The 22,543-nt window shown below is 62.8% G+C and carries 13 protein-coding genes; 8 read left to right on the top strand and 5 right to left on the bottom strand.

Translation table 11 applies throughout. The annotated features are described in order from the left end of the window. The first annotated feature begins 64 nt into the window (after nt 1-64). The 7 genes from ACVOMH_RS02730 (at nt 65) to ACVOMH_RS02760 (ending at nt 17,342) form a co-directional block, all read left to right on the top strand. Nucleotides 65-2,728: a TonB-dependent receptor gene (locus ACVOMH_RS02730; protein ID WP_481550966.1), complete on the top strand. Its 2,664-nt coding sequence runs from the start codon at nt 65-67 to the stop codon at nt 2,726-2,728. 112 nt (nt 2,729-2,840) lie between these two features. Then, nucleotides 2,841-5,150, top strand: coding sequence for a beta-N-acetylhexosaminidase (locus tag ACVOMH_RS02735; RefSeq protein ID WP_481550967.1), 2,310 nt, complete (start codon nt 2,841-2,843; stop codon nt 5,148-5,150). A 327-nt stretch (nt 5,151-5,477) separates the two neighbouring features. Then, complete coding sequence (locus ACVOMH_RS02740) at nt 5,478-6,482, top strand: glucokinase family protein (protein ID WP_481524079.1); 1,005 nt, start codon at nt 5,478-5,480, stop codon at nt 6,480-6,482. Between the two features lie 117 nt (nt 6,483-6,599). Further along, nucleotides 6,600-9,440 carry a TonB-dependent receptor gene (locus ACVOMH_RS02745; protein ID WP_481524015.1) on the top strand — a complete coding sequence of 947 codons (2,841 nt, stop codon included), beginning with the start codon at nt 6,600-6,602 and terminating at the stop codon, nt 9,438-9,440. 842 nt (nt 9,441-10,282) lie between these two features. After that, nucleotides 10,283-13,231: a TonB-dependent receptor gene (locus tag ACVOMH_RS02750; protein ID WP_481550968.1), complete on the top strand. Its 2,949-nt coding sequence runs from the start codon at nt 10,283-10,285 to the stop codon at nt 13,229-13,231. Nucleotides 13,232-13,394: 163 nt separating this feature from the next. Beyond that, the gene (locus ACVOMH_RS02755; protein ID WP_481550969.1) at nt 13,395-14,867 is read left to right on the top strand and encodes an outer membrane protein assembly factor BamB family protein; all 1,473 of its coding nucleotides are present in this window, start codon (nt 13,395-13,397) and stop codon (nt 14,865-14,867) included. Nucleotides 14,868-14,987: 120 nt separating this feature from the next. After that, a complete protein-coding gene (locus ACVOMH_RS02760) occupies nt 14,988-17,342 on the top strand; it encodes a beta-N-acetylhexosaminidase (protein ID WP_481550970.1) in 2,355 nt (784 codons plus the stop codon). Between the two features lie 225 nt (nt 17,343-17,567). Here the strand turns inward: ACVOMH_RS02760 and ACVOMH_RS02765 are convergent, their stop codons facing one another. Together ACVOMH_RS02765 and ACVOMH_RS02770 are read right to left on the bottom strand one after the other, a co-directional pair. Then, complete coding sequence (locus ACVOMH_RS02765; RefSeq protein WP_481550971.1) at nt 17,568-17,963, bottom strand: VanZ family protein; 396 nt, start codon at nt 17,961-17,963, stop codon at nt 17,568-17,570. Then, the gene (locus tag ACVOMH_RS02770; protein WP_481550972.1) at nt 17,951-19,135 is read right to left on the bottom strand and encodes a class I SAM-dependent methyltransferase; all 1,185 of its coding nucleotides are present in this window, start codon (nt 19,133-19,135) and stop codon (nt 17,951-17,953) included. Before ACVOMH_RS02770 ends, ACVOMH_RS02765 begins: the two co-directional genes overlap by 13 nt. A 54-nt stretch (nt 19,136-19,189) precedes the next feature. On the opposite strand from ACVOMH_RS02770, the gene ACVOMH_RS02775 reads away from it, so the two are divergent. Further along, nucleotides 19,190-19,927, top strand: coding sequence for a pteridine reductase (locus tag ACVOMH_RS02775; protein WP_481524021.1), 738 nt, complete (start codon nt 19,190-19,192; stop codon nt 19,925-19,927). A gap of 6 nt (nt 19,928-19,933) precedes the next feature. On the opposite strand, the gene folK is transcribed toward ACVOMH_RS02775, so the two are convergent. The 3 genes from folK to ACVOMH_RS02790 form a co-directional block, all read right to left on the bottom strand. Then, entirely contained in the window at nt 19,934-20,422 is a 489-nt protein-coding gene (folK, locus tag ACVOMH_RS02780) for a 2-amino-4-hydroxy-6-hydroxymethyldihydropteridine diphosphokinase (protein WP_481550973.1), read from the bottom strand. Nucleotides 20,423-20,565: 143 nt separating this feature from the next. After that, entirely contained in the window at nt 20,566-22,089 is a 1,524-nt protein-coding gene (locus tag ACVOMH_RS02785; RefSeq protein ID WP_481550974.1) for an ATP-binding response regulator, read from the bottom strand. Between the two features lie 6 nt (nt 22,090-22,095). Continuing rightward, nucleotides 22,096-22,536: a response regulator gene (locus tag ACVOMH_RS02790; protein WP_481524024.1), complete on the bottom strand. Its 441-nt coding sequence runs from the start codon at nt 22,534-22,536 to the stop codon at nt 22,096-22,098. Nucleotides 22,537-22,543 lie beyond the last annotated feature (7 nt).

Genomic DNA, 22,543 nt, shown 5'->3' on the forward strand with positions numbered 1-22,543 from the left:
CCAGCACGACCTGCAGTAACGCGGCACATCCGTGCCATTCAATCTGATGTTGAGGAGAGACAACATGCATCGTAAAACCCTGCTTTCAGCGGCGATCGTCAGCTGCCTTGCGTTCAGCGCCCACGCACAGGACGCCAACCAGACCGCGACCGACCTGGACACCGTGACCGTTACCGGTATCCGTGCCAGCCTCGAGAAGTCGCTGGACACCAAGCGCAACAACGACACCGTTTCAGAGTCCATTACTGCAGAAGATATCGGCAAGTTCCCCAATACCAATGCCGCCGAGGCAATGGCGCTGATCCCGGGCGTCACCATCGACCGCCGCTTCGGCCAGGGCGAGCGCGTCTCCATCGATGGCACCGATCCCAGCCTCAACCTGAGCTTCATCGATGGGCACCCGGTCGCACAGGCCATCTGGCTGTACGGCGAGTCGCCCAATCGTGGCTTCGACTACACCATGCTCGCCCCGGAAGTGCTGGGTCGGCTGGAAATCATCAAATCCTCCGAAGCCCGGCTGCCCGAAGGCAGCTTGGGCGGCACCGTGCTGATGCACTCGCGCAAGCCCCTGGACATGGACGCCAACGCCATCAGCGGCTCGGTCGGCTACAACTACAATGACCAGGCCGAGAAGGGCGCCCCCAATGTATCGGTGCTCTACAGCTGGAAGAACAACGACTCCACCTTCGGCGTCAACGTCGCCGCCCAGCGCCATGAGGAGCGGGTCGACCGCCAGGGTATCGAAATCTTCGGCTACAGCACCGTCGCCGACTTTGCCGCCGTCAATCAGAAGGTGGCCGACCAGGTCTCCCGCGGTGAACTGCGACCGACCGACAAAGTGGCCCAGGAAATCAACGTGGCGTGGTTCCAGCAGAAGCGCACCCGCGACAGCGCACTGGTGAATCTGCAATTCAAGCCGAACGACCAGTTTGAAGGCACGCTGAGCGGGCTGTACATCAAAGAGAACTTCGACAGCTACAACCAGTCGATGTACAACTTCATGACGCAGAACAACTCTGCGATGGCCGCCATCGACTACTTCAACCCCACCGGCTCCAACGGCTTCGTCACCGGTGGCCATACCAATGCCAACCCGGGCAGTGGCACCGGCATTGTCTATGACAACCAGGTGCGCTTCTCCGAAGTCACCACCAAGGGCGTGGACCTCGACCTGCAGTACCGCGGCGAAGGCTGGAAGATTGGCGGCAAGATCGGCACCAGCAAATCCGAGAACCCGAACATCAGCCAGTTCCTGCTTGAGCCGATCTACAGCGGCGCGTATTCCTGGGACTACCGCAAGGGCTTTCAGGCTGACGACCAGGGCGATTATTACGATCCAGCCAACTGGGGCAACATGTTCGGCAACAACGGCGTGTTCAGCTCTGAAGCGCAGGACAAGTACGCCCAACTGGACTTCAGTATGAATTTCGACAGCGTGTTCAACCAGCTGCAAGCTGGCGTGCGCCGCACTGAACATACTGAAAACTACGGTCTTGGCGTCTATGGCGGCGTACGCGGCGGCACCTTGGCCGACGTTGGTACCATCGGCAACACCAGCCTGCTGAGCAGCCTCCCGGGCGTTTACGGCAACACCAGCCGTCATCCGCAAGTGGGCGCAGGCAATGTAATCGACTGGGTCAAGGGCAGCCCGGTGGACTACACCCGCTCCGACGCCGCCAGCCTCCTGAACAACACCTGGGAGCTGGAGCAGAAGACCACCGCCGTCTATACCCAGTTGAATTTCTCCACTGGCGCGCTGCGCGGCAACGTCGGCGTGCGCTGGGTACAGACCAACACCGACAGCAGCGCCTACGTATATGGCGATAACGTACCGGTGCTGCCTGCTCCGGCAGAATGGTGGCAGACCACCAAGAGCAAGAAGAGCAACATGCTGCCCTCGCTCAACCTGGTCTATGACAACGGCGGCGATGTGGTGCTGCGCGCCTCGGCCGCCAAAGTCATTGCCTGGGCGCCGTACAACCTGATGTCGAACAATCTGTTCTTGAACGACACCATGATGACCGGCTCGGGCGGCAATCCGGACCTGGACCCGTACAAGGCGTACAACTTCAACCTGTCGGCCGAGTGGTATTTCGCGCCGCAGTCCGTGCTGGCCGGCTCGGTATTCCTCAAGCAGACCCAGAACTACGTGCTGCAGACCCCGGGCGTGGAGCGCCGCTACAACTCCATGCGTGACAACAACCCCGCGACTTGGCTGAATGTCGTCGGCTCCCATGGCTGCACTGCCGACGGTTTCTGCGATTACAGCGTGACCCGCCCGCGCAATGCCGGTGGTGCCAGTGTTCGCGGCTTCAACGTGAACTATCAGCAGGCATTCGGCGACACCGGTCTGGGCCTGATCGCCAACTACACCTACGCAACCGGCGAGACGGATGCCGGCAACAACATGCCGTATCTCTCGCGCAGCACGGTCAGCGTCAGCCCGTACTTCGAAAACGAACTGTTCAGCGCACGCGTCAACTACAACTGGCGCAGCAAGTACGAAGGTGTTGGCTACGTTGCCGGTGCACCGGCTGCAACCACCGCCGCCTATGCCGACCTGAGCGCAAGCCTGGGCTTCAACATCACCGAAAACCTCAGCTTGTCGCTGGACGCGATGAACCTGCTCAATGAGAAGTACGAGCAGTATGTGAGCCAGGAAGAGCAGCTGGCAGCGGCCTACTTTACCGGCCGTCGCTACATGGCCAGCCTGCGCTTCAAGTTCTGATCTATCCCGGCGTGCACCATCGCCGGTGAGTGTGATGCGCCGGGCCTGGATCATTCCGGGCCCGGCGTTTTTGTTTAGTACCCTCTCGAACCACAAGAACGGAGCTCCGCCCATGACGAAGTCCCCTCCCGCGCGCAACCGCGCCCTCTGGCTTGGCAGCTGCGTATTGCTGGGCCTTACCGCGTTGCACGCGCACGCAGGCGACCTCGGCGCCCCGCTCCAGCTGATTCCACTGCCCGCCAGCTACCAGGCGGTGGCAGGAAAAGACTTCGCCATCGGTCCTGCCACCCGCGTTGCCGGCAGCGATGCCACCTCGCGCCGCGTCGCCAGCCAGTTCATCAGCCTGCTGAAACAAAATGGCGGCCCCACGCTGGCCGTGAGCGACAAGGCCAGCAAGGCACAGATCCGCTTTCATCTGGACGCTTCCGTGGCGACCGGAACCGAAGGCTATGCATTGAAGGTGTCCAGCAAGGGCATCGACGTCAGTGCGCGGGATGAGGCCGGGCTGTTCTACGGCGCGGTGACCGCCGCACAACTGCTGACCGGCGACAAGACCGGCCAGGCTGCCGCGGCCACCATCGAGGACGCACCCCGCTTCAGCTGGCGCGGCTTCATGCTCGATTCGGCCCGCCACTTCCAGAGCATCGACGAGATCAAGAAGCTGCTCGATGCGATGGCCCATCACAAGCTCAACACTTTCCACTGGCACCTCACCGATGACCAGGGCTGGCGCATGGAGATCAAGCGCTACCCGAAGCTGACCGAAGTGGGCAGCTGCCGCGTGCCGCTGGGCGATGCCGGCCGCAACGAGGAGAACGGTGAGCCGCGCACCTACTGCGGCTTCTACACCCAAGAGCAGATCCGCGAGATCGTCGCCTATGCCGCCGAGCGCCACATCCGGGTGATCCCGGAGGTCGACGTGCCGGGCCACGCCACGGCGGCCATCGCCGCTTATCCGGAGCTGGGCGTCACCGACCAGAAGCTGGTCATCGACAACCAGTGGGGCGTGTTCCCCAACCTGTTCAACACCGAAGAAAGCACCCTGCAGTTCCTGGAGAACGTGCTGCTGGAAGTGATCGGGATGTTCCCGGCCGAATACGTGCACGTCGGCGGCGACGAAGCGGTCAAGGACCAGTGGATCGCCTCCGCGCGCGTACAGGCCCACATGCGCGAACTCGGCCTGAAGGACGAGATGGAAATGCAGAGCCACATGATCAAGCGTCTGGAGAAATTCCTGGAGCAGCATGACCGGCGCCTGATCGGCTGGGACGAGATCCTCGAAGGCGGCCTGCCGCCGGAAGCGACGGTGATGTCCTGGCGTGGCACCGAAGGCGGCCTGAAAGCGGCCAGCGAAGGCCATGACGTGGTGATGTCACCGGTCACCCACATGTACATGGACTACCTGCAGACCGAATCGCCGAACGAGCCACCGGGCCGTCCGACCACAATCACTCTGCAGAGGGCCTACGAATTCGAGCCGGTGCCGGCGGAACTGGCAGCCGACAAGCGCTCCCATATCCTCGGCCTGCAGGCCAACATGTTCAGCGAGCACACCCGCAACAACCGGAATCTGGAACACAACCTGTTCCCGCGCCTGGCGGCAGTGGCCGAAACCGGCTGGAGTCCGCAGGACAAGCGCGACTTCGAAAGCTTCCGCGCCCGCCTGCCCCGTCAGCTGCAACGCTATCAGGCCATGGGTATCGCCTATGCCAAGACGCCGTTCCAGGTGGACATGAGCGAGAAGGGCGACCGCATCGCCGGCACCGCCGAAGTGACTCTGGACAATCCCCTGGGTTATGCGGTGCGCTACACGCTAGATGGCAGCGAGGTCACCGCCAGCTCGCCCCTCTACAACCAGCCACTGCAACTGAAGCTGCCGACCGAGGTGCGCATGGCCGCGTTCTTCGACGGCAAGCCACTGGCTGCGGAAAACCGCTTCCAGGTAACCCGCGATTCCCTGCGCATCCGCGAAGACACCCAGCTGGGCCTGTGCCCGAACGGTGGCAAGCTGTTGCTGCGACTGGAAGACGACGGCCCGGCCGAAGGGGAGCGCGAGATCTTCAACGTCAACATCTTCAACCCCTGCTGGCTGTGGCCCGAAGCCGATCTGCGCGGCGTGCACAGGGTGAAGGTGCGGGCCGGCCGGATCCCCTACAACTTCCAGCTGGCCGGAGATGAGCCTGCCCGCAAGTTCGTACCGGCACGCAGCACGCATGGCGAGATGGACATCCTGGCCAATTGCGAAGGCAAGCCGCTGGCGAGCGTGCCCCTGCCGGCCAACCCCGCCGCCGACGGTTTCCTGGAGCTGGAAGCCCCGATTACCGGCACCGATACCCCTACCGACCTGTGCATCCGCTTCACCGGCGACACCCGCCCGAACATGTGGACACTGGATCGCGTGGAGCTGCAAACGGCGGACTGATCAACCCAGACCCCTGTAGACAGGCCGCTGTAAACAAAGGCCACCGGAGACGGTGGCCTTTTCTTTTGGGAGGACAAAAGGCATGCGAATAAATTTCACAGCCAAAGGCGTCACCCTCCACAAAACGGCTGAAACGTAAGCCAGGTTGCAGGTGAAAGTGAAATATACCGATAAATCATTGATATGAATGGAGCAGGTACAACCTGATCAATATGAAAATTTTTTGCAACGCAGCTTGACATCGTTGTCACCCAACACGAAACTCCGGCTACCGCAGCGCCCAGACACGCCGCGCGAATCTCCGGGGAAAGTCCAGTGGCCGTCAGCATCCATCCAGCACACGATGTCTTCCCCCCCCGCCCTGCCCCCCTGGTGGCCGCGGACGTGGGGGGAACACACGTGCGCGTGGGACTGATCCAAGCGGCTGTTGGAGCGCCATCGAATCTGGATGTGCTGTCCTATCGCCAGTACCGCTGTGCCGATTACCCCAGCCTCAGCGCCATCCTTGCCGACTTCCACAGCCAGGCACCGGGCGTGCGCGAATGCGCCATCGCCAGCGCCGGCTATGCACTGGAAGACGGCACGGTGATTTCGGCCAACCTGCCATGGGCGCTGAGCACCACACGCATCCGCGACGACCTTGGCTTCGAGGCGGTACACCTGGTCAACGATTTTGAAGCCGTGGCACATGCGGCGGCCCATATCGATGCACGCCAGGTGTTGCAGCTGACCGGCCCGGCCGACGCAGCGTCGGGTCCGACCCTGATCGTTGGCCCCGGCACCGGCCTGGGTGCCGCGGTATGGATTCCCGGCCCGCATCGCTCGGTGGTGTTGGCCACAGAAGCCGGTCAGGCGTCACTGCCGGCCACCACCGCACTGGAAACGGCGGTACTGCAGCAGATGCTGCGGGGTCGCTCGCATGTCTGTATCGAACAGGCCCTTTCTGGCCCCGGCCTGCTCAATCTCTACATCGCGCTGTGCGCCATCCACGACGCCCGTCCTGTCCACGCCACCCCCGATGCCATCAGCACGGCCGCCCAAGGCAATGACGATCCGGTGGCGCGTGAAACCCTGCAGCTGTTCTGCGGAATCCTCGGCTCGACCATCGGCGACATGGCGCTGCTGTACGGCATCAAGGGCGGCATCTACCTGGCGGGCGGCATCCTGCCGAAGATCAGCCAGTTCCTTTTGAACAGCACCTTTGTCGAGCGCTTCCTCAACAAGGGGCCGATGACCACGGCGCTGCAAGGCATTCCCGTGAAGCTGGTAGAGCACGGGCAACTGGGCGTCATCGGCGCCGCAAGCTGGTATCTGGGCCGGAGGGACGCCTAACCCGGAGCACTTCCAACCGCAGTACCCCGGTGCATGTGTCGAATCAACCGCGCATGGACCCCCACTACGCAGTGTCCGGTGCACACCGGAAATCCAACAATGATGAGGAGAGACATCATGAGGTACCGCAAGTCCGTACTATCCGCCGCGATCGTCACCTGCCTGAGCTTCTCGGCCCACGCACAGGACGCCAGCCAGAGCGCGACCGACCTTGATACCGTCGTGGTCACCGGCATCCGCGCCAGCCTGAAGCAGGCCATTGATTCCAAGCGTGATTCCGATGCCATCGTCGACGTGGTCACCGCCGAAGACGTGGGCAAGTTCCCGGCCACCAACGTTGCCGAGGCCATCACCATCATCCCCGGCGTGACCATCGACAAGGCCTTCGGCCAGGGTGAGAAGGTCTCGATCCTCGGCACCGATCCGGCCTTGAACCGCACCCTGCTCAATGGCCAGACCATTGCCTCGGCCGACTGGTTCATCTCTGACCAGCCAGGGCGCACCTTCAACTACTCGCTGCTGGCTCCGCAACTGGTGAGCAAAGTCGAAGTCTACAAGTCGCCGGAAGCGTGGCTTGAGGAAGGCTCGATCGGCGGTACCGTCAACATCTCCACACGCAAGCCACTGGACCTGAGCGGCACCACCATCTCCGGCTCCGTCGGCTACCTTTACAACGACCGCGTTGAAGCAGGCGACCCCTCGGTATCGGCGATGTTTGGCTGGAAAAACCAAGCCGACAATTTTGGCGCCATCATCTCGGCGCAACGCTCGATCGAAAACATCCGCCGTGACGGCATCGAATCCTATGGCACGGTCACTGGCAAGGACTACATCAACGGCAAGGGCGGCTCGCCCAACTCGGTCACCACCACCACGACCGACTGGTCGACCGATCCCGCTACCACCATGCCGCCAAGCTGCGTGGGCGCCTGCAAAGACACCCTGCTCGCCAATCCGAACGCGGTGGCGCCGAACTCGATCAGTGCCCACTATTTCGAACAGGAGCGCGAGCGCGACACCCTGTCCGTGGCACTGCAGTTTAAGCCCAACGACAAGCTGGACATCGAGTTCAACGCGCTCAACGTCAAGGCCAAGTACGACAACATGACCCACTCCATGTTTGCCTTCAATGGCAACCCATGGAATGCGCTGGGCAATCTGACCGACCTGACCGTCGATGGCGGCGTCATCACCAAGGCCTCGTTCCGCAATGCCCTGACCGTGTACGACCTGCTGAACCGCCAGGCGACAGTGGACACCGACTCCTATGACCTGAAGTTCACTTGGAAGGACGAACGCTGGTTCGCTTCCGCCCACGCCGGCGTCTCCAAGGCCACCGGCGGCACCGGCAAGCAGGTGTTCGGTGAGTTCCTCAACAAGGCCAATTACAGCTATGACCTGAGCGGAAAAACTCCGACCCTGAATTTCTCCGGCTACCAGACCGACCCGATTTCCGACGTCGCCAACCACATGAAGCCGGGACAGTCCGGCAGCCCGTTCACCGATCCATCCGCATATCGCTTCGACGGCGGCGGCCCTGCCGGTGGTTGGCACACCAACCCCCCCTCCGCCACCAACTGGGGCGCCGGCTGGGGCGGCAATATCGTCACCAAGCCGACCCGGGACGAAGAGAAGTACGTCCAGGCCGACTTCGGCATCACACTGGATTCGCCTATCTACCAGCTGCGCTTCGGCGTGAAGCGTCGCGAACACGAAACCGCACAGTCGATGGCCGGTGTGTCACTGGCTTCGATCAAGGGCTATGGCGATTTGACTGCCGACCAGTTCGATCCGAAGCCGGTGCCGGACAGCTATCTCAGCGGCTTTGGCAACGTCGGCGACCTGTCCAACCGCTTCATGATCGACGGCTGGGCATTGGCCGACTACATCAACAGCGGCAAATGGCTGGCACCGTGGCAAACCATGCCGACGCCGAGCACGTTCAACGATCCGTCCTTTGCCTCCAACACCTGGTCGGTGAAGGAAGACATCAATGCCGCCTACCTCCAGGCTGATTTCAGCTATGACCGTCTGCGCGGCAACTTCGGTGTGCGCCTGGTGCAGACCGAGTCGGAAAGCACCGGCTACAAATGCTCTTCGCTCAAGAGCCCGTGCCCGGCTGACGGCTATGTGCTGAACACCATCAGCAAGAAGTACAGCAATGTCCTGCCGAACGTGAACGTCGCATACGACCTCAATGACAGCGTGGTGCTGCGTGGTTCGGCGGCGAAGGTCATCTCCCGTCCGAACTACGGCGACATGTCCAGCTACCTGTGGATTGGCGACCAGACCCTCACCGGCGGCGGCGGCAACCCGGAGCTGGATCCGTACGAGTCCACCAACCTGGACTTCTCTGCCGAGTGGTATTTCTCCGAGAACGCCATTCTGGCGGGTACGGCGTTCTACAAGAAGGTGGACAACTACATCCTGTACACCACCCAGAAGGAGACGCACTACAACCAGGCCGAGAGCGCCGACATGGAGTACGACATCACCCGTCCGAACAATGCCGGTGGCGCGAAGATCCAGGGCTATTCGGCTGCATTCCAGAGCAGCTTCGACAATGGTCTGGGCCTGCTGGCCAACTACACCTACGCCGACGCCAAAGCTGACGCGGGTGGGCGCCTGCCGTTCAACTCCAAGAACCAGATCAACGTCAGTCCGTTCTTCGAAAGCGACCGCTGGAGCGCACGTGTCACCTACTCGTGGCGCTCGAAGTACTACACGCAGGCTGACCGCGGAAACTTCCTGGTCACCGATGACTACGACTCGCTGGACGCCTCCATCAACCTCAAGCTGACGGAAAACCTGACCCTCGGCCTGGACGGCATGAACCTGCTGGATAGCGAGTACCGCTCCTATGCGGAAGTGCCGGGTATCGCCAACACGGAAAAGGTGATCCGCGGCCTCTACCGTACGGGCCGTCGCTACATGGCCACACTGCGCTTCGCCTTCTGATAGCCGCCACTGACTGTTGATTGTTTTACCGCTGTCTTTCTCCTCCAGCGGGCCTGGGTTTTCCAGGCCCGCTTTTTTTTGCCCGCCCACCGGCCCTGTCGCTCCAGTGTTTCTCCGCCATGCAGACCGGCCAGACACCGCCGATCCGACGGTACGGAGCGCCTGCAACGGACTCTCGCGGAAGAATCAACACGCTCGTAGAAGCGCTCAATTCCATCTGCGCCGCCAGCGGAACAGTGCGATCACCGTGGCGGATCAGCAACCGGCACAAGGGGCTACACGCCCGTCCCAGACGCAGCCACACCATTCCAGAGAAGTACCCGCATCGCAGTGCACGCATGTGGCGCAGCCAAACCAGACCGGGCGCAGACCAGAAGGAACGGGGCGGACTGCGCGAGGGTAAAAGCAGCGCAGACCGCCAACACCACCGACAGTCACCTCCCGGATGAAACGGAAAACATCAATGAATCGATTGTGAACATAATTTTCATTATTAAAACAAAAACTAGCAGACGAGTTTCATGTGAAATGAATTATGAAAAATTTTCAAGGCTATTAATGTTTAAAAACAAACATATGGTTACGAAAATGAGAAAAATTTCCGACTGATTTTCATGAGAATTTTTTTTGCATTTAACCGAATGCTGACTGCACACTTCACCCACACCTCAGCGCCATCCATGACGCACTCAAAGGAATGACGTGGACAAGCCAGCCGTGCAGCCACTCGGATATAGCGCCCTCGCCACCGGCGGCCCTGCGTGCAGTTCTGTGGCGAGTCCATCGAAAGCCTTCACCAACCCCGATCGCACAGGGCGGCTTGCCGCGCGACCTGGCCGTCCTTGCTCGACGACCGGGTCCTCATATCCGCGGCGCTTCGCCCGCGACGCTTTCCCGCAAGCAACCCGCATGCGGACATCGCCGGCCAGCCCCTCCGCTGGCCACCACCAGCAAAGGGAGAGAGACCTTTGAACCATCGCAAGTCGCCGCTCACCGCGGCCATCGTCAGCTGTCTGGCATTGAGCTTCTCGGCTGTCGCGCAGGACGCCCGGGACGATGCCACCGAGCTTGACCGCGTTGTCGTCACCGGCATCCGCGCCAGCCTTCAGCAGTCGCTGGAAACCAAGCGCAATGCCGACGCCATCGTGGATGTCATCACCGCCGAGGACGTGGGCAAGTTCCCGGCCACCAACGTTGCCGAGGCGATGACCATCATCCCCGGCGTCACCATCGACCGCGCCTACGGCCAGGGCGAACGCGTCAGCATCCTGGGCGTCGACCCGGCCTTGAACCGCACCCTGCTCAATGGCCAGTCCATCGCCTCGGGCGACTGGAACATGTCCGACTTTCCGACCCGGACCTTCAACTACTCGCTGCTGGCACCAGAGCTGGTGGGCAAGGTGGAAGTGTTCAAGTCGCCGGAAGCGCGTCTGGACGAGGGCTCCATAGGCGGTACCGTGAACGTTTCCACACGCAAGCCGCTGGATATGCCCGAGCAGATCAGTATCACCGGCCGGGTCAGCTATGCCCGCAATGATCGCGTCGAAAAGACTGACCCCAGTGCGTCCGCAGCCTTTGGCTGGAAGAACAGCGCCGACAATTTCGGCTTCATCCTTTCAGCCCAGTCCAGCAACGAGAGTATCCGCCGCGACGGCATCGAGTCCTACAACACGGTGCGTGCGAAAAACTACCGCGATGGTCTGGATGGTGCCGCCGGCTCGGTCAACAACACCGGCGACGACTGGTCACAGCCGGCACTTCCCAACGGCAAGCAGCCTCAGAAACCAGGCACCTGCCAGGGCGCCTGTGCGGATGCGCTCAATTCCAACCCTGAGGCGATCGGACCCAGCACAATCAGTGCACACTTCTTCGAGCAGGAGCGTAAGCGGAATACCTACTCCGCCTCCCTTCAGTTCAAGCCGGTTGAGCAACTGAATATCGAAATCAATGCGCTGAAGATCGACGCCAGCTTCGACCACATGGCGCAGTCAATGTTCGCATGGCCGGGAAATACCTACGGCAGCCTGATGACGCTGACTGACGTCACCATCGAAGACGGCCTGATCACGGGCGGCAAGCACAAGGGCGGTCGTATGACGTTCGATATGCAAAACCGCCGCGCCAAGATCGAGTCTGAGACCTACGACATCAAACTCGATTGGAACGGCGATCGCTGGTACGCGTCCACACACATCGGCAGCACCAAGGCTGAGGGCGGTCCGGAGCAGGTGTACGCCAGCTTCCTGGCACCGGCGGACTACGAGTGGTCCATCGGCAACGGCCCGGGAACGCCTGCGACGCTGAAGATCATCGGAGACAACCCCTTCACCAACCCGGAAATGTTCCGCATGGACGGGGGCTACGCCAGCCCGTGGCATACCGATGCGCCGACACAAAGCAACTGGCGAAGCGGCTGGGGTGGCAACCTGATCGAGAAGCCCACGCTTGACAAGGAGACCTACGGTCAAGTGGATTTCGGCTTCAAACTCGACTCCCCGGTCTACCTGATCCGCGCCGGCTACAAGCAGCGTTCGCACGAAACCGGCCAGATCCAGCGCGGCGTGGTGCTCGACTCAGTCTCCACATACGGCGATGCCACGGCCGACATGTTCGACCCACGCAAGCTTCCCGGCAACTACCTCGACGGCTTCAGTGGCTATGGTGACTTGGGCAACCGGTTCACTATTGATGGCTGGAAGCTCGCCGACTACATCAACAGCGGCGACTGGCTGGCGCCATGGCAGAGTGCCCCGGTATCCACCACGCTGGGCAACCTGGAGTTCGTGCGTAACACCTGGACCATCGAGGAGGACATCAAGGCCGCCTATGTGCAGGCCGACTTCAGCCTCGACCGCCTGCGCGGCAACATCGGCGTACGCTATGTCCGCACCGAATCCGCCTCCAGCGCCTATGAATGCAACACCGGGCTGAAGAGCTGCACCGAGCGCGAATGGAGTCAGGAACGCATCGCCGCCTCGTTTGACTACGTTACCCGCAAGAGCAAATACAACAGCGTACTGCCCAACCTCAATCTCGCGTACGAGGCCAGCGACGACCTGGTACTGCGCTTGTCCGCGGCCAAGACCATGGCACGCCCGGGCTACTCGGACCTATCCAGTTACATGTGGCTGTCCGACCAGACCCTGACCGGTGCAGCAGGCAACCCGAACCTGAAGCCATATCGCTCCAGCAACCTTGATTTCTCGGCGGAGTGGTACTTCAGTGAGGACGCGATCCTGGCCGGCTCCCTGTTCTACCGCGATGTTGCCGACTACATCGTCAATGTGGCGCAGGACGAAACCCACTGGAACGACAACCAGCGCGACGATGCGGTGTATCGGGTTGACCGTCCGGTAAACGGTGGTGACGCCAAAATCAAGGGCGCATCAATCGCTTGGCAACAGAACATTGGAGCTGGTTTCGGCGTGATCGCCAACTACACCTATTCCGACGGTGAAGCCAGTGGTGGTCTGCCGCTGCCTTACAACTCGAAGAACCAATTCAACATCAGCCCATACTTCGAGAACGACCGCTTTACTGCCCGCATCACCTACAACTGGCGTGACAAGTACTTCACTCGCATCAATGGCAGCCAGCAGTTGTGGACGATGGACTACCACTCACTGGATGCATCGGTTTCCTACAAGATCACCAACAATCTCAGCGTGGGACTTGAAGGCATGAACCTGCTTGACGAGCAGTATCACAGCTACTTTGGCGCCGAAAAGCTGCTTAATGGCGCTTACAAGAGTGGCCGCCGTTACATGGCCTCACTGCGCTTCGCCTTCTAAGCCGTAATGCAAAACCACCTGGCGGGAGCCGAGAGCTCCCGCCAGGCTCAAGCTCACTCCGCAGTTCGTACAGGTCATCGCGCGCATGAGACACCCCTTCTTTGCCAAGGCCCCCCACCGGCCGCTTCTGCTCGCACCCACAGTGCAAGGCGTTGTGCTGCTGATGCTGCTTGCCTTGGGCCTGTCAGCCATCGCCGCTGATGATCTCTCCGGCTACTGGCTTGGCGAGATCGGCAGTCCGCGCGAGAAAGTCAGCATCGGCCTGAATCTGCAGGCAGACGCCCACGGCCGCTACGACATGCAGCTGGATCTGCCCATCGCCCATCTGCGCGCCCTGCCGTTGCATGGCAAGGCCGACCTGGACGACAGCGGCACCCTGGTTCACCGCAACTTGCATATGGCGCTGCGCAGGCAGGGAAACGAACTCGTCGGCACCTTGCTTGGCAACGGCGAACGTATGCGCCTGCAGCGTGGCGAACGCGACATGCTGCCCACGCCAGGCGCGCCCGATGCCCCCACATCCCTACCGGGTCCACGCTGGCAGGCCCATCTGGGTGGCCAGATCTTCGCCTCGCCGGTAACCGACAACGGCGTCGCCTATCTCGGCACCACCGCTGGCAGCCTGTATGCCATCGATCTTGCCGATGGCAGCGTGCGCTGGGGCAGCGCGCTTGGCTATCCGATCTATGCAACCGCGCTGCTGACCGACGATGCGGTTTTCATCAGCAGCGATGGCGGCTATCTGCACCGGCTTGACCGCAAAAGCGGGCGCGAACAATGGCGCTCGTCGATCCAGGACGCACGCAGCAGCCGTGAACCGCCCAACCCGCAATCCGCCGCCTGGGAGTGGCAGGGCCTGCGCCCGCTGCTCGCCAATGGCCAGCTCCATATCGGCGGCAGCGACGGCAGCGTGCAAGCGCTGGATATGCATACCGGCGCCAGTCGCTGGAAGCGGCAGCTGCCAGGCCGCATCCTGCACAGCCTCGCCAGCGATGGCCAGCAATTGTTTGTGGTTACCGAAGCAGGCGTGCTGCAGGCGCTCAATGCCCGTACCGGCAGCCCGCTGTGGCAATACCGCATGCCGGCACGCCCCGGGGCAGCCCCGGTGGTGTATCGCGGCCGGGTATTCTGCAACGACCGCAGTGGCGTGCTGCATGCCGTCGATGCACGCACCGGCAATGCACTGTGGCTGACCCAGTTCTGGACGTCGTGGATCGAATCGGAACCTGCCTTCGACGGCAACACGCTGTACATCGGCTCCTCCGACCTGCGCAAGGTCAGCGCCATCGACATCATCAACGGTCGCGTCCTCTGGCGTACCGATGTCGGCGGCTGGAGCTGGGGCACGCCGCTGGCGCTGGGCGATCACCTGGTGATCGGCATGGCCGCTGGCCACCCCTATTTTCTCGAACACGGCGCCGGTATCGGTGTGCTGGATCGACGTGATGGGCGCTGGCTTTCCGCCTACTCGCTACCGCCCGGACGCGGCTTCCAGTGGGGCATCGCCGGCAGTGTTTCCGGTGATGCGACAACGCTGGTGGCCGCCGACATCGAGGGTGTGCTGATGGGGTTTGATCTGGATGCGATGCTCCGTGCAACCTCGGCCACAGCGCGGACCACGGCACACAGCCCCTGACCCAGAGTGCATCGTGTGTTTTTTTCCCCCGCCCGGATCGCACCCGTCATTCCGACAACCAGCTGTAAACGCAGCACCCGGCTGGCCACGGCCACCTGACATCGACCAAGAGGATTCACGATGACCCGACACCGACTCTCCACCCACCTCCTGCATGCGGCAATGCTGGCCATTCTCGCCAGCACCACAGGCCAGGCCGGGACCGCACACGCCAGCCCGTCGGCGCAGATGCAACCGGTGGATGCGAGCAGTGCCAGCATCATTCCCCGTCCTGCCGTGCTGCAGCCGCTCAGCGGCCGTTTCACCGTTGATGCCTCCACCCTTGTGATCGCCAATGGCGACACCGCGGCCGTCGCACGCCAGTTCATCCAGCTGCTGGGCGACACTTCGCCACTGAAGCTGCAGCCAGGGACCGGACAATCCAGCAAGAACAGCATCCGTTTCCAGCGGCTGCCCGCGCGCGATGGCGCCTCTGCCGACGCCTATTCGTTGCGGGTGGACAACAACGGCATCGTGGTTGAAGCCAGCGACGACCGCGGCCTGTTCTACGGCGCGATGTCGATCTGGCAGATGTTGGCGCCGGCGCAGTCCGCTTCGGTGACGCTGGGTGCGCTGCGCATCGAGGATGCACCGCGCTTTTCCTGGCGTGGCTTCATGCTCGATTCGGCCCGCCACTTCCAGAGCGTGGAGCAGATCAAGCGCCTGCTCGATGCCATGGCCATGCACAAGCTCAACGTATTCCACTGGCATCTGACCGACGACCAGGGCTGGCGCATGGAGATCAAGCGCTATCCGAAGCTGACCGAAGTCGGCAGCTGCCGCGTGCCGGCCGGCGAGGCAGGCGTCAAGGCCGACGGTTCACCCAACCGGTATTGCGGCTACTACACACAGGACCAGATCCGCGATGTCGTGGCCTACGCTGCCGCCCGCCACATCACCGTGGTGCCGGAAATCGACGTGCCAGGCCATGCCCAGGCTGCCGTCGCCGCCTACCCGGAACATGGGGTGGTCAACGGCCCGACCCAGACCTCGCACAACTGGGGCGTGAATCCCTATCTGTTCAATCCGCGCGAGGAAACCCTGCAGTTCCTGGAGAACATCCTGAGCGAAGTGATCGAGATGTTCCCCGGCCAGTACGTGCATATCGGCGGCGACGAGGCGGTCAAATACCAGTGGCAGGACTCGCCACAGGTGCAGGCCTACATCCGCGAGCTGGGGCTGAAGGATGAGGAGGCGCTGCAGTCGCATATGCTCAAGCGTCTGGAGAAGTTCCTGGAAAGCCACGACCGCAAGCTGATCGGCTGGGACGAGATCATCGAAGGCGGTCTGCCTCCGGAAGCGACGGTGATGTCATGGCGTGGCATCGAGGGCGGCATCGAGGCAGCCACCCATGGCCACGATGTGGTGATGACACCGGGCAATACGCTGTATCTGGACTTCCTGCAGACCAACTCGCCGGATGAGCCGCCGGGCCGCCCGAAGTTCACCTCGATGCAGCGCATCTACGCCTTCGATCCGGTCCCGGCCCAGTTGAATGCCGAACAGCGCAAGCATGTGCTGGGCGTTCAGGCCAATATGTGGACCGAGCACACCCGCACGTTCGAACGTCTGCAGCACAACCTGTTTCCACGCATGTCGGCGCTGGCCGAGATCGCCTGGACGCCGCTGGCGCGCAAAAGCTACGACGACTTCCTGGCCCGTCTGCCGGCACAGCTGCAACGCTACAAGGCGCTGGATATCGCCTATGGCCAGACCGCACTGGCCGTGGCAATGAAACGGCAGGACGACCGCGCCGGCAACAAGGTGACAGTAGAGCTGTCCAATCCACTGGGCTACCGCGACATCCGCTACACCACCGACGGCAGCCTGCCCACTGCACAATCCGCGGCCTACCCCGGTGCGTTGACGCTCCCGGTGCCCACGGAGTTGAAGGCGCTGACCTTCTTCAACGGCAAGCCCGTCGCCAATGCCCCCAGCAGCTGGACGTTCGATGCCGCCTCGCTATTGACCCGCACCGACAAGACCTTGGCGCAATGCCCGCAAGGCGGCCGCCTGCTGCTGCGCCTGGAAGACGACAATCCGCTGGAGGGCAGCGGGCGGGACAACTTCGATGTCAGCATCTTCAACCCGTGCTGGCTGTGGGAAGACGCACAGCTGCAGGACATCGCCGCGTTCAAGGTCCGCGCCGGCCGCATCCCCTACAACTTCGGCCTGCTGAAGGAAGAAGAGGCCCGCCGCGGCTACCGCAAGCCTGTGGCCAGGTACGGCGAGTTCGAGGTGCGCGCCGGTTGCGAAGGCCGCGTGCTGGCGTCGGTACCGCTGCCGCAACATCCGGGCAAGGACGGCTTCATCGAACTGGAAGCACCGCTGCGCAAGGGCGCCGAACAGATCACCGATCTGTGCATGACCTTCAGTGGCGATACCCGCCCGCAGATGTGGGTGCTGGACCAGATCCAGCTGCAACCGGCCAAGTAGTTACCCGGGAGGGCGCGGTGCGTTCCCCAGGGTCCTCTCCACCCTGCGGCCCGCACCGCGCCATCTTTTACAGCCGTCACCGGTGCCGCGCAGGGCCCCGGTGACCTGCCAACCGTAGCAGCCCGCCCGCGTGTGGAAAAGCCGGATAGTGAGCGACGGCACTTCGGCGGCGCACCGCACCCGCTGGTTGCAGCGGCAACCCGGATTCCAGACTGGAACCGCCGCTCAACGCGGCTGCAAACGCAGCAGCAGATCGCGCCGTGGTGTCAGGGCGGTCAGCATCCCCGCGACAACACCGCTGGTGTTGGCCAGCGCATCCATCGGATCGGCCATGCGGGTGGCGGTCAGGGCACCTTGCGCCCACTCGATGCCAATCCCCATCAGCACCAGTCCCAGCGCAACCGCGACCAGCACGCGACGTGTGGCGAACAGCTGCACGGCGCAGGCGGCCAGCACGAAATACGCGAGGAAGTGTTCGAGCTTGTCGCTGTTGGGCGGCAATGCCAGCGGCGGCGGTGGAATCAGACACACCGCAATCACCCCCAGCAATGCCACGCACCACAATCCCAACCACAACCGCGCGTGCCGCAACGGTTTAAGCACCGTGCTCACAGGCGCCAAGTCAGATCGCCCATCAGAAAGGTCGCCGAGAAATCCACGTCGCGACTGAAGCCCATCACCTGGAAACGCTCGCCCATCTCGCTGGGCAAGGTCAGCTTCTTGAGCTGATTGCGCAGACCTACCCGCCCGCGTTCATCAGCGTCTTGCTCGGCCTGTTCCAGCAGCCCGGTAATACCGTTGCCGAGCAGGAAGCTGGCTTGGTTGGTGTAACCGGCAAGATCAAAACCGGCGTGGGTACCGGCCTCGGCCAGCGCGGTGAAATCCACCGATGCGGTGATGTCCTGCAGCCCCGGCCACAGATACACCTCGTTGTGCGCGCGATGCCGGTAGAACGCGCGCAGCGTGCCATCGGTGCGGTCATGGCGGTAGAACTCCGCACGCGGGTAGCCGTAGTCGATGAACAACATCGCCCCACGCCGCAGGCCACCGGCGACGGCCTGTATCCAGTACGGCAGCTGCGGCAGCACCTCCGAACGGTAGCCGTGGGCGAACGGCTCCTCCAGATACGCCTCGATGTGGCGGACCGATGCACGCAACAACGCATCGGCCGGCATCGCGCCGCGCACGAAACGGCCTTCGCCATCCAGCTCCACGGTTTCTTCGTAGATCTCGCCGTCGCTGGCCAGAAAGCGCGGCGTCGGCAATGCATCGATCACCTCGTTGGCGAACACCACCCCGTCCCAGTCGTCATCGAACGGACGGTCCAGCCACTGGACCCGTGCGAACACCTCCGCGCGCAGCGCCTTGGCCAGCCGCTCCCGCTGGCGCTCGCGCAGATCCGCACTAGGTTCGAGAATCGCATAGCGCGCTGGCAGTGCATCCAGTTCCTGCAGACGCTTGAGCATGACCTCGGCGAATGCGCCACTGCCGCCCCCCAGCTCCAGCATCCGCGCCTGCGGACCCAGTTGCTGCAGCACCGGTGCCAAGGCGTTGGCGGTGGTTGCAGCGAACAGCGACCCCATCTCCGGCGAGGTCACAAAATCGCCAGCAGCACCGAACTTGCTGGCGCCGGCACTGTAATAGCCCCAGCCCGGGGCATACAGCGCCAGCTCCATGAAACGTGAAAACGGCACCGCACCGCCCTGGGCGAAGATGTCGGCGCGCAGGTGGTCAGCCAGCTGCTGGCTGTGCGCAAGCGCTTCGGGGTCGGGCGTGGGCAGGTCGGCGTGCATGATGCGGCGGTTTACGGGGACAATGCACAGGATAGCCGAGTGAGGAAACCACAGATGACAGAATCCCAACGGGTGGCCCTGGTCACCGGCAGCGCGCGCCGGATCGGCGCCGGCATTGCGCGGCACCTGCATGCCCATGGTTATCGCATCGCCCTGCACGCCCACCAGTCCGGCGAGGAGCTGCAGTCACTGGCCTTCGATCTGGAAAGTGAACGGCCAGGCAGCGTGCTGGCGCTGGAAGCGGATCTGCGCGATGTTGCCTGCTTGCCGGATCTGGTGGAACAGGCCGTCAGCCACTTCGGGCGGCTGGATGCGCTGGTCAACAATGCCTCCAACTTCTTCCCGACCCCGTTCGGACAGGTGCAGCCGGAACAGTGGGACGAGCTGTTTGCGGTCAATGCCCGCGCGCCTTTCTTTCTCGCCCAGGCCGCCGCCCCACACCTGCGCCGCCAGCGCGGCGCCATCGTCAACCTGACCGATCTGCACGCTACCCAGCCGCTGCGCGACCACCCCGCCTACAGCGCGGCCAAGGCGGCACTGGAAATGACCACCCGCACGCTGGCGCTGGAACTGGCCCCGCACGTGCGGGTCAATGCGATCGCGCCCGGCGCCATCCTCTGGCCGGAACAGGGCAAGAGTGAGGCGGCCAAACAGAAGCTGATGGAGCGTACGCCGCTGGACCGTCTGGGCACGCCGCACGAAATCGCCTCGGCGGTGCGCTGGCTGCTGGACGATGCCGGTTACATCACCGGGCAGACCCTGCGACTGGATGGCGGCCGCACGCTGACCTGAGCCGGCTCAGGCTTCCAGTTCGACGACGTCGAAGGCCTGGCCGTATTGCGGGTGGGCCTGCCACATTTGACGCAGGGTCTGGTGGCGCACGGGATCAACGAAATCCGGGGCGATATCGGCCAACGGCTTGAGCACGAACGCATGCTTGAGCTCGGGCCGCGGAATGCGCAGATGGCCCGGTCCTTCCACCACCAGATCGCCGTAATACACCACGTCGATATCCAGCGTACGGTCACTGAAGCGCGGGCCGCTGCGGTCACGTCCGTGGGCATCCTCCACCGCATGCAGCCACTGGTCCAGCTCCAACAAGGGCATCTGCGTTTCCAGCATCACCGCGTTGTTGAGGAAATCCGGCCCGTCAAAGCCGACCGCGGGGGTGCGATAGGCCGGGGACACGCGCAGCGGGCCAAAACGCCCGCGCAGCACTTCCACCGCCAGATGCAGATAGTGTTGCGGCCGCAGATTGCTGCCCAGGCTCAAGAGCACGGTGGTCATCGGTTGTCACTTGCCTGCGGCACTGCCGTGGTGGTTGGCACCATCATCAAGGCCGCGTGGAATCGGAGCGCACATGATAGGGCAGCAGTGAAGCAATGCCGACGCTGGCGTCGGATAAATCATGGTACTGACGCCAGCAGAACTCAGCTGACGCCAAGGGCATCGGCCACCGCGCGGAACACCCGCTGCATTTCCAGCGGTTTGGGCAGGGTGTGCACCCGGATGCCCGGCGGTGGAGGTATCTGATCGAAAACCCGCTCACCGGCCTCTTCCAGCACGATGGCCGGGCCATGGAAACCCATGCCGTGCATTTCAGCCAGCAGCTGGCCGGCCGACAGCAGCGGGATGCCCGCATCGACCAGCAGCACATCCGGCAATCCTGCCTGCTGCAGGTGCCGCAGCGCCGCGGCGCCATCCGCGGCCAGACGCAAGCGGTAGCCCTGACTGGAAAGCGCGTTGCCCAGCAACGACAGCCGCACCGCTTCGTCATCAACGATCAGTACACGCTGCCCGCGTCCGCCCGGAATCGCGGCCGGCCGCTCACCGTCATCAGACGCCAGCTCCGCACTCAGCGGCAGCAGCAGATCAAAGCAGGTGCCCTGTCCGGGCACGCTCTGGACGCTGATCACGCCTCCCAGGCCCTCGACGATGCGCCGGCATGAAATCAGACCCAGGCCGGTGCCCGTGCTCTTGGTGGTGAAAAATGGAGTGAAAAGCCGTTGCAGCGTCGCTTCATCCATGCCCACGCCCTGGTCCTGCACGCGGATGCACAGTTGTTCGCCTGCCACCGGATCAAACGCGCGCTCGGCAACCAGCCGCAACTGCCCGCCATTGGGCATGGCCTGGATCGCGTTCAGACACAGATTGAGCAGCACCTGCTGCAGCTCCGTGTAGTTGGCCTCCACCGCCAGCCGTTCGTCGGCCACCTCCAGATGCAGCTCGACCGACGCGGGAATATTGCTTTTGAGCAGCATTCCCACCGCCTGGAACAGGCGCGACATTCCGACCGATTCGCTGGGCTGCCGCGAACCGCGCACGAAAGACAGCATCGACTCGGCCATCTCATGACCCCGACGCCCGCATTCGGCGATCACATCCGCCAGGCGGATCACCTTGGGATCATCGCTGCGGTCACGGATCAGATCCGGCACGATCAGCAGCGGCTGCAGGATATTGCGCAGATCATGGCTCAAGCCCGCCGCCAGCAGCGCCAGGCTTTCCAGACGCTGCGCACGCATCAGCTCCTCCTCGACGCGCGCGCGCTCCTGCGCACTGCGCGCATCACGGATGGCGCGTGCGACCGCGGAAGGAAGCCGGGCCGGGAGGTGCTTGATGATGTAGTCGTTGGCGCCGTTATGCAGTGCTTCCACTGCGGTTTCCTCACCCATGGTGCCGGAAACAAAAATGAAGGGAGTCTGTGGATGCAGCTCACGCACGATCCGCAGCGCCTGATAGCCGGAAAAACCCGGCATGCTCAGATCCGACAGCACGATATCCGGCGCTTCCTCCGCCAACGCGTCCAGCAGATCCTGCTCGCTGTCAACGCGTTGGAAACGCGCCTCCAGCCCGGCGTCCAGAATCTGGTCGCACAGCAACTCTGCGTCTTCCTGCGAATCCTCCACCAGCAGGATCCGCAGCGGGCCCAACGGAGCTCCCATATTTGGCATCTGCCGTCACTCCAGCTCGGGGGCCTGGTTGATCACCGCCCAGAAGGTACCGATCGTCTTGACCGCGCTGAAGAACTGGTCGACGTCGACAGGCTTGACCACATAGGCGTTCACGCCCAGATCCCAGCTGCGGGCCAGATCACTTTCCTCGCGCGAGGACGAAAGGATCACCACCGGCAGCCGTTTCAGCTCTTCCTCGGCGCGGATGCGCTGCAGCACTTCCAGGCCATCCATACGCGGCATCTTGATATCCAGCAGCAACACCGCCGGCAGTCCATCCTCGCGACCCGCGAAGGCGCCACGGCGCAGCAGAAAATCCAGCGCTTCCACGCCGTCTTCCACATGGACGATGGGATTGGCCAGGCGCGCATCACGCAAAGCGTCGATCGCCATTTCGGCGTCGGCGGAACTGTCTTCGGCAATCAGGATCGTACGGAGTGGATTCATGTCACAA

It is taken from the genome of Stenotrophomonas sp. STEN013 (assembly GCF_056760355.1).